This is a genomic window from candidate division WOR-3 bacterium (assembly GCA_039802005.1).
Lineage (GTDB): Bacteria > Hydrothermota > Tepidihabitantia > SM23-42 > JAOAFX01 > JAOAFX01.
In genome coordinates this window covers 36,839-46,347 of the sequence record JBDRVV010000022.1, presented here as the reverse complement: position 1 = coordinate 46,347, position 9,509 = coordinate 36,839, and the positions used below count along the sequence as shown (strand labels likewise).

At 41.5% G+C, this 9,509-nt stretch carries 7 protein-coding genes; all 7 read right to left on the bottom strand.

The features are described from left to right. Nucleotides 1–221: 221 nt before the first annotated feature. Entirely contained in the window at nucleotides 222–1,082 is an 861-nt protein-coding gene (locus ABIL69_08150) for an Omp28-related outer membrane protein (GenBank protein ID MEO0123954.1), read from the bottom strand. A 188-nt stretch (nucleotides 1,083–1,270) separates the two neighbouring features. After that, nucleotides 1,271–2,233, bottom strand: coding sequence for a T9SS type A sorting domain-containing protein (locus ABIL69_08145; GenBank protein MEO0123953.1), 963 nt, complete (start codon nucleotides 2,231–2,233; stop codon nucleotides 1,271–1,273). An 84-nt stretch (nucleotides 2,234–2,317) separates the two neighbouring features. Further along, the gene (locus tag ABIL69_08140) at nucleotides 2,318–3,559 is read right to left on the bottom strand and encodes a YCF48-related protein (GenBank protein ID MEO0123952.1); all 1,242 of its coding nucleotides are present in this window, start codon (nucleotides 3,557–3,559) and stop codon (nucleotides 2,318–2,320) included. An 80-nt stretch (nucleotides 3,560–3,639) separates the two neighbouring features. Then, complete coding sequence (locus ABIL69_08135; GenBank protein MEO0123951.1) at nucleotides 3,640–4,971, bottom strand: T9SS type A sorting domain-containing protein; 1,332 nt, start codon at nucleotides 4,969–4,971, stop codon at nucleotides 3,640–3,642. A gap of 12 nt (nucleotides 4,972–4,983) precedes the next feature. After that, nucleotides 4,984–5,547, bottom strand: a complete 564-nt coding sequence (locus tag ABIL69_08130; protein MEO0123950.1) for a hypothetical protein — start codon at nucleotides 5,545–5,547, stop codon at nucleotides 4,984–4,986. Between the two features lie 58 nt (nucleotides 5,548–5,605). Further along, on the bottom strand, nucleotides 5,606–6,373 hold the full coding sequence (locus tag ABIL69_08125) for a T9SS type A sorting domain-containing protein (GenBank protein ID MEO0123949.1): 768 nt from the start codon (nucleotides 6,371–6,373) through the stop codon (nucleotides 5,606–5,608). A 372-nt stretch (nucleotides 6,374–6,745) separates the two neighbouring features. Beyond that, nucleotides 6,746–9,496 (bottom strand): S8 family serine peptidase, encoded by a 2,751-nt coding sequence (locus tag ABIL69_08120; protein ID MEO0123948.1) that lies wholly within the window; start codon nucleotides 9,494–9,496, stop codon nucleotides 6,746–6,748. Nucleotides 9,497–9,509: the final 13 nt, after the last annotated feature.

The following is a 9,509-nucleotide window of genomic DNA, read 5'->3' as shown; positions in this document are numbered from 1 at the left end:
TTATTTTTCTAATAATCCCCTTCTATTCCCCTTTAAAAAGGAGAAGGAGTAATCACCCTATGTCCCCCTTTAGAAAAGGGGGATAGAGTAGTTCCTATAAAAGGTGATAGACGCAAATTGTCATCTCTGTCTCCCTCTAAAAGAAGGGAGAAGGAGCAATCCCCCACTCTCCCCCTTTAAAAAAGGGGGATTAAGGGGGATTTAATAATATTTTTTCAGCTTTACCTTACTACAATCTTTCCATTCGCATTCAGTTCCGAACTGATTAGTCTGTAGAAATAAACACCAGATTTAACACGATTGTTATTATTATCCAGAAGATTCCATTCTACAGTTTGAGTTTTACCCGTGCCATTTCCTTCAATCCTTTTCATCTCGCGACCAAGAGCATCAAAAATCACAATCTTCCATTCAACACCCTTATTGATGTTAAACTGAAAGCTCGTTCCATTTACACAGGGATTCGGGGTGGGAGAGATTTTTGATACTACATTTTCATTATTAAATTCTTCAACTACTGTGAGGTTGGTTACCTTAATAAATCCCGCCTGATACACTTCGCGTGTTGAATTATTCTGTATCCAGGTTACAATGTTGCAGCGATTGACATTCCAGCCTGATTGGATTGTGAAATTTTGCGAGACCGTTACTGAATCACCCGCTGGAATTGTCACTTGTTGGCCGATCTGGTTTGGGACATAATCGCGTGCAACATGATTATGCCACTGGTCACCATAGGGTGTAACATAATAGATACTATCTTCAGTGATAACAAAATATACATAGGCAGTGACTGATGCTGTTGAATCATTACGAAATCGGGCATAGATTGTGCCAGAACCAGAGCCATAAGTCCCCCACATTGAGATACGCATCGGTGCAGGTTGATTCATCCGTGTAACAATGTATGATTGCCAGGATGTATAACCGCTCCCTTTTGGCGTGCCATCAAGAATAAGGTTGGGCGTATACCAATTTGAACTTGGGTAGTATTGCATCCGGGCATATGCCTCTGGACAATATAACGGATAGCTGCTATTTAGATGCATCTCAATTGCGGCAATGCGTGTGGGATATTGCACACAGATATTGTCCAGCGTACCGCTGGCAGCAACACAGGAGGATCAGCTCTCCTGATAAAACTCTTCACACAAAACCACCCGCTGGGCAGAAAAACCGAGCAGCGAAATGCCCAGCAATATTAATAAGTATTTTGACATGAAACCCCCTTTCACTATAATTTTACTTGTTTTTTAGTTTATGTCAATAACTAATTGTTTCCTTTAAGTAGAATTACTTTCTCAATTTTAGTGGACTCACCAGAATCAAGTTTTACAAAGTAGATACCCGTAGGAACCTTATGACCTTCATTATCATCGCCAAACCAGGTGATACTGGATTCATGATTCAAGATACCTGATTCAAGATTAAATGACTTAACAACGCGACCCGAAATATCATAGATCCTCAAAGAAATTTCGGATTTCGGATTGCGGATTGCGTATTTGTTTGGAATTCGGGATTTGGTGCTTGGGATTTGGAACTTAACTACGCAGTAGTTCCTGAATGGATTTGGTGTGATCTGTAAGGAGATACTCTTCCCAATCTCCTCAAATTCTTCCGCGCCAACTTGTATATTCCATCGATACATTCCTGTGCCATTTGTTCCGCAGAACAACCAGTTATTTGGGTAAATTCCTAAAGAAGTTGTATTTGTATTTAATAGTCCAGTATTCATCAATGTCCATCCACCACCGCCAGTAGTGCTCTTGTAGATACCATTACTTGTTGCGGCATATATTTCGTTTTCATTTGAAGGATTTATCAAGACTGCCTGAACATTTTGTGATAAACCTGTACTTGTCCAACTGGCACCCGCATTTGTTGATTTGTAAACACCCGAAGAGGTTCCCGCATAGACTGTGTTTGCCTTGGTTGAAGCGACCTTAATATCATAGACTGTTCCACTCAATCCAGTATTAGAAAGAGTCCAGTTAACACCACCATTGGTTGTTTTGAAAAGATAACCATTATAGCCGCCGGCATAAACAACATTAGAATTACTTCTATCTATCGCGAGTGCATAACACATAGAATAATCTGTTGTTAGTGTATCCCTTTCCCATGTTGTTCCACCATCGGTTGATTTTGAGACTGCCATTACATAAGTTGAACCATTGTATATATAGCCACCGGTATAAAGGATTGAACTATTATTCGGATCAATTGCCATTGCCCCGCCATCGGTATAAAATGCATCAAGGGCATTTGACCAGACGGACCCGCCGTCTGTGCTCTTGTAGAGCTCGGCATTCCCTCAACCACTTCCTTCTAAGGCATATATGATATTAGGATTGTTATACGCAACCGCAAATTCACAGATATTTCCGCAGCCAACCGGTGTCGGCAATTGAATCCAATCTGTTCCTGAATTTGTTGTTTTATATACACCAACTTCAGCAAAGGAAGTATAGATCGTTGAAGGTGAAGAAGGCGCATTTGCAAAAGAAAGGATAGAACCCATATTCAAATTGTTATTGATACTTACCCAGGAAGTCCCGCCGGTTGTTGTCTTAAACATACCTTTGTTATTTCCAGCATATACATTAGAAGCATTCTGTGCACTTGCGGCAAGGCCATAGAAGGAAGTTCCACTCAAACCCGAGCTTACAGATGTCCAGGACAAGCCGGCATTTGTCGTTTTGTAAACCTCACCATAACAACCAGAGTAAGCGATATCAGGTGATGCTATACTCGTTGCCATACTATAGTTGTAGTAATTAGTAGAAACTTTTGTCCAGGAATTTCCGCCATTGGTTGAACGCATAATACCTTTTAAATAAGTACCAGCATAGACTATGTTAGAATTCGTTGGATGAACAGCCATAGAGTAAATATAATAAGCGTTCTGAAATACTGTATCAGTAGACACATCTATCCAGTTAGTGCCTCCATTTGTGGATTTGTAAATTCTGGGTATGTAAGATGTGGTATAAGAATAGCCACCCACATAAATCGTATTGGGATTCGTACGGTCAATTGCGAGACAATATCCATAGTTTGAAGAGCCTGAAGTATCCATTACAGTGGTTGTCCAGTTTACACCGGAATCTGTGCTTTTGAAAAATGCAAGCCCCCATTTTGTTCCTGTATAACTCATACCCGCGGCGCAAATTGTTGTAGGCGTTGTTGGATGGACCGCTATGCCGTAGATATATTTATTGTTCATAGTAGTTGATAGCCAATTCACACCGCCATCAGTTGAACGATACATTACATGTCCACTCCCCGCATATAGTTTATTATCATTCGTTGGGTCTATTGCCATACAATATGCCTGATTTGGTATTGAACCAACTGTGGTCCAGGTTGAACCACCATTTGTGGATTTTGCAACTACAGTGGGATTAGCATAAGATGCAGCATAGACAATATTGTCATTGGTTTGTGATACAACCACTGAGCGGACATAACCACCATAGGGACCTATTGTCTGCCACTGGGCAAATGATGCAGTGGCGACAATTAAAACAATCCAGATAAGTTTCTTACTGCCCATAAAACCCCCTTTTTAGACTTAAGTCCAATTATAAAAGATTTTCAGGAAGGGAGTATTTATACTCCCTTCCTGATTTCTAACTATTCTATCTTTATTACCTTCTCAATATATTTTTGACCGCCCGTTTCCAACCGCACGAAATAAATACCTGCGGGCACCTTGCGGCCGATTTCATCGTCACCAGACCACACGATTTTATTAAATTGGTAACTGGTTAAATGGTTAAATGATTTTATCAACCGTCCTGTTGCATCAAAAATCTTGAGTGAAATTTCGGATTTCGGATTTCGAATTTCGAATTTAACCACGCAGTTATTCTGGAATGGATTCGGTGTTACCTGGAAAGATATCTTTTGGAGCCCTTCTTGCTTATTCTCTTCAACAGGTACTTGGAATATTCCGAAGAAATGGAGGATGGAGTCAAGCAAGGCAGCACGGGTAGAGACACCCCCACCATCTACGAGTGCACCAAGTTCAAAAGAAGTTCCCACAGTCCTATATGTTCCGGCATCGCGGGCAACACCACAATCATAACTCTGGTCAACATCTTTAAATATTAAGAAAGAACCAGTTCCAGTCGGACTAATCCAGTCCATATAATTATTCTCACCCGAATAATTAAAATACATCTGGTTTGTAAATGTTCCTGGCTGCCCTTCTATTGGTCCTAAATTATAACTTCCATCAGCAGTTGCGTTGATTCCAAAAAGTGAGCAAAAGTTATAGCCGCCTATCAACGGGTCATAATACCAGACGTCACCGCCCTCAAGATAGAGTCTGCCACCGCTATTGACATAGTTGACGAGTGCTGTTGCCTCGGGGCTTGATGCACCAATTACATAATTATTAGGGTAGATTCCCACACAAACCAAAATTGCGCGATACACACTGAGGTCGGTCGTAGGCAGTGTTGTTGAATATAGACCACTGTAGCCGAGGGATGTCAAGATATTATGCATTGTCTGTCCCGGCGTGGCAGTCGGGTCAGGATTCCAGACCAGATAATGATATGAACCAACCGTGAGACTAAAGAAAAAGGTATCAACAAAAGCCCCTTGGGTTGTTATCAAGCGGAATTGAGCAATATGTCCCTGCGGGGTTGAGGCACTGACATTCACAACATAGGGGTCAGAGATATTCTCCTTTGTGCTGTCAATAAGAATCGTGCCAAAATAGCCAGAATTATCCGTGACTGTAATATAAGGACTCGTTGTTGAGAGTGTAGAATTTAGATTTGTAAAATTCGCACCACCAATATTTTTTAGAAAAGCAGTGATATTTGCTGTCTCTCCTGGGTCTAATCTACCATTATTATTTCCGCTCGGGTCATAGACTTTAGACTTAATGAAGGTAAGATAGAGCTGTGTTCCAGAATAATTCAATTTTACATCATCGGCGAAGACCTTCGCCAATTGTGAAGCCCCTCAACAAGTGTGGGCAGTTGTATCATAGAGCGCAATTTCTACCTTTTTCACATTTGCTGGATTGACGCCGGGAAGATTTCCAAGTTCAGTCTGGAGATTGAATGAATAATTATGCCAGAGTGAATCGCTAACTGTTATTAGATGGATTGTTGAAGTGTTTTGCCAGGGACAGGGTGCAGTGAACTGGCAAATTCTGGTTTCTCCAAGAAGTGCACCCGTGGCATTACGGTAAATTATTCTTATTGCTGCGGCAGCGTAAGTCAGAGTATCTGCATTATTATCATATGCATATAACTTTGCCTTTGTAGAAAAAGTAAATTCACTCGGTGTCGTAATATCAATAGTCTGAGAAAGTGTTGCAAACCCACTGCCTGAGCCTTTTTCCACACGCACTTCATAATCCGGGTCCGGTTCATAGGTTGTTGCACGGTCAATGTAGATATATGAGCCACTCTGGGTTGAAGTCCAGCCCGAGTTGAGTGCTTCCTCAAAATCGCCATTAATCAGCCAGTTGCCAGCGCTAACAAAACCTATCATTAAAAAGATAGGAATCAACATTTTCATAATACCCCCTTTGCTCATAATCAATTTTCTAATAGAGTCTTTCGTATTTCACCTCCTTCTACTCAATTACACATTTACCAGAAAATATTATTTTTTTATCTACAAAACGGTAAAAATAAACACCGGGTTTAGCTTTATACCCTTGGTTGTTTTTTAAATCCCATTTAACCGATTTGGCATTACCTGAAATATTCTTTATCTCCCTTCCGGTGCAGTCATATATTGAAATTTTGTAGTCGGTTGGATATGGAAAATAGAAGTGCAGGGCATCGGTGCGCGGACAGGGGTTGGGGAAAACCTGTAGACTTAATTTTTCACACTTCTTGCCTGGATTTTCTTCAATACCGAGTTCAAGTAGATTAACTATCGCACCCTGCCATATTTCCTTTGTTGAATCAGGTTGCATTACATCGTTTTGAATCCATGTTTTTATCTTGCAATGCGATTTATTCCAGTTAGGATGGGTGGTAAAAGGCATAGTTATTGTAATTGAATCGCCCGGTGGAATTGAGACTGTTGTGCCATTATGGTCGGGAATATAATCCCTGGGTACATTGCTATGCCATAATGCACCATTGGGTGCTGGATAAAATAGACTATCTTCAGTTATAACGAAGATTACCCTTCCATTGATCGTTGCGGTAGAATCATTTTTATATGTGGCATAAATAGTCCCTGAATTACTACCCGGTGAATATTCACCATCAAGATAAATTGTAACCGGTGCAGGTTGGTTCATACGGTTTACAATCATAGATTCCCATTGAGAATAATTCGTCCCGCCATGTTGATTTCCATCATACCAGAGCCAGGGATGCATATACATACCGTAAAATGGTGGTGGATAATAACGGATTCTATTATATGCTTCTTGCAGGAAGAAAGAATCTGCTGGGTTATCGTGAACATCAATTGCTGCTACCCTTCCGGGATAGTTTAAAGCTATTTGAGCAAGCGCACCGCTTGCCGCAGCACAGGATCCTCAGGTTTCGTCGCCGATCATCTCCGCAACTACAACCCTTTGTGCACCAGAAGAAATATTGAGCATTATAAGAAAAAACGATAGTATTACAACTGACTTAGCAATTTTCATAGCACCCCTTTCAGTATTTTCTATAGTATATTCATTATTTTTACAATGTCAACAATGAGATAAGCAGAGCCCCGGCTAAAGCCAGGGCCCTGCTCATCCATCTTTTTAGCGCGTAAGGACGAATTTTTCGGTTATTATTCCATCGTCCTTCTCCAGCATTGCAAAGTATATTCCATCGGCAAGAGAAGAATTCCGTGGATTCCAGTTGATTACACTCGCTCCTTTATCAAAATTGACTTTTGCTACAAGACGACCGCTGATATCGTAAATGCTCAAGTAGTTATGCTTTATATTGTTAGGATTGATGTAAAATGTAAGATTACTCTTTGCTGGGTTTGGAACAACCTTAAGTAGTTTCCAATTAGCAACATTCTCTTTTTCGGATTCTTCAACCGGGGTGAGAGGTGTGTAGAAACCTTTGACCTTTACAATTTGATTAACATAGGAGCCACTGATTTGCACAATCGTAACCCAGTAATTACCGTCTCTCGGGTCTGCCTCAATACCACGGATATTCCAACCAGGATTTAAAAGAAATTTCTTGCCAGTAAATGTAGGTGGTGTGCCCGTGAATTCAACAACACCAACACTATCAAGTGCCTGGCTTGAATTGAACCAGGTCTGGACATTTACAAAGGAATTGCCCAAAGAGTCATAAGCCAGACAGCGGGTATTGTAGTATCCCTGAATCGGACTGTTATATTGTGTTGCTGTTCCAAGGGTATCTCCAATATAAATTAACTGAGTACCACCAAGAGCGGTTCTTCTATCTGCATACCACATTGTATTAGGCGGACGGAAGGCAATACCCACCGGATAATCATTCGCGGGATTATTGAACTGACGAAGAACAGCGCCTGTATTTTTATTCAGCTTCCATACCAGTTTCTGCGGATAATTGGCGAAGTATAATGCGTCATCATACCGGGAGTATGCCAGGTCAACTCCAGAATCCTGTGGTGCAGTGATTGCACCGTAGTATGTTACAAAACTATCTGAGGAATAGTAACGGATTTGGGTAGACAAGAAATCTACCACATAGATTCTATCACCGGTGCGGTCATAGGCAACACCATAGATAAAATTGTTTGTTGGGAAATTGGGTAGGGATTTTGGACCCCATATAATTTCACCAGGTGCAACACCAACCTGATATGAGAAAGTTCTTACCCAGGTAGTCTCTGCAGCAATGAGCACCAGCTGGAAATTCGCCATATGCCCGGGTGGTGTTGAGGCATGGACACTTATATCATACGGGTCGGAGACATTATTTGCACTATCACCAGAATTTATCGTGCCATATGTGTACATTGAATCGGTTATAGTGATATAAGGCGATGTTGTCCTTAATCTTCCCTGCACATTGGTTGCTACTACACCGCCTGTATTCTTCACATAGGTCACAATACCTGCATTTTCACCCGGATCAAGTTTTCCATTGCCATTGTTGTCATTAACAATATTTGTCCGGCTCAATACTACATTCGGTCGGTTGCTGGTTGGAACTGCCTGTAATGAACGCCACAAGTTTATTCTGCCCCAACCATAATTATTATTCGGATATGGTGCACCAGCAGAAGGTTGATCACAGTAGTTGCGGAATAAATCATAAAGGTCACCCACAGTAAGCCCGTTATTCTTCTGCAATAAAACTGCGGTTCCACCAGTTACATGTGGTGACGCCATTGATGTTCCGCTCATTGTTCCGTAACCACCGGTTCTCAATGAGGAATTGACATTGACACCGGGTGCTGACACATCGGGTTTTAAGAAATTCCAGGTTGAATAGTACCAGTATTGTGGGTCATTTATTGGACTGACATTCGGTGATGGTCCACGCGATGAGAAAGACGCGATATTGTCGCCGTTATCAGTTGCACCAACACCAATCGTTATTGGATAACTTGCCGGTGAACCAACTGTTCCTGCACCAGGTCCTGAATTACCATTAGAAAATACGGGGAATACACCAAGATTCTTCCAGTTCAAGACTGCGGTCCAGAAGCCAGTATATGAACCATTACTATTGCCCCAGGAATTTCCAATCACCCGGATATCAACGCCGCTCTGTTTTAAATTTGCCAGATACTGCATACAGGCATCTATCCAGGAGAATTGACCTGAGCCATTAGCATCAAACGCTTTTGTAGGAATGAATTTTGCACCATAGGCAACGCCAATATCATATGTAAATGGACCAGGACCATCACCGCCACAGATTGTGCCCATTGTATGGGTTCCATGATTATGGTCATCATAAGGTGTTGATTGACCGCTGACACCATCGTGCCAGTATGGTGAAAGCCATTTGCCGGCGAGCGCGGGATGGTCAGTATAAACCCCGGTATCAATATGACCGATTATTATTCCGGTTCCATTGAATCCTGCTGCCCAGCATGATTCTGCCATAATTTTAGTAATATTCCATTCCGGAGTCCTCGGTTCAGTGACCTCTTCGCCCATGGTAGCATCCAATTGAATCGTTCCATTATGAGAAATGCACCATATATCATCCCTCTTTGCCAGTTCTTCAATCACATCCTTTGTTGCCTTCAAATGAAATCCATTGAAAATCCAGAATTGTCTAACAACTTCTGCCTTGTCTTTCGATAAAGAATTGAGATAATTCACTACATCGCGCTGCGAATTCATTGCCACGGACTCAAAAACATCGCACTTTTCCTGTGGTGTCATTCCTTCAATCGCATCGTACGGATATTCTGTATTCATATGGACGATCACAAAAACTTTTTCCTGTGGTGGTGTGTTATTTAAGATTTTTACGAGTTCCGGGGTCATTTTACCCGGAATGGGTGGCAATAATGCCAACAACATTATTGAACACAAACCTATCATTTAGCCCCCTTTC

Coding starts and splice junctions, on each gene's coding strand:
- ABIL69_08145 (MEO0123953.1), bottom strand. CDS start 2,233: ATGGCAATTGATCCGAATAATAGTTCAATCCTTTATACCGGTGGCTAT.
- ABIL69_08140 (MEO0123952.1), bottom strand. CDS start 3,559: ATGGGCAGTAAGAAACTTATCTGGATTGTTTTAATTGTCGCCACTGCA.
- ABIL69_08130 (MEO0123950.1), bottom strand. CDS start 5,547: ATGAAAATGTTGATTCCTATCTTTTTAATGATAGGTTTTGTTAGCGCT.
- ABIL69_08125 (MEO0123949.1), bottom strand. CDS start 6,373: ATGTATATGCATCCCTGGCTCTGGTATGATGGAAATCAACATGGCGGG.
- ABIL69_08120 (MEO0123948.1), bottom strand. CDS start 9,496: ATGATAGGTTTGTGTTCAATAATGTTGTTGGCATTATTGCCACCCATT.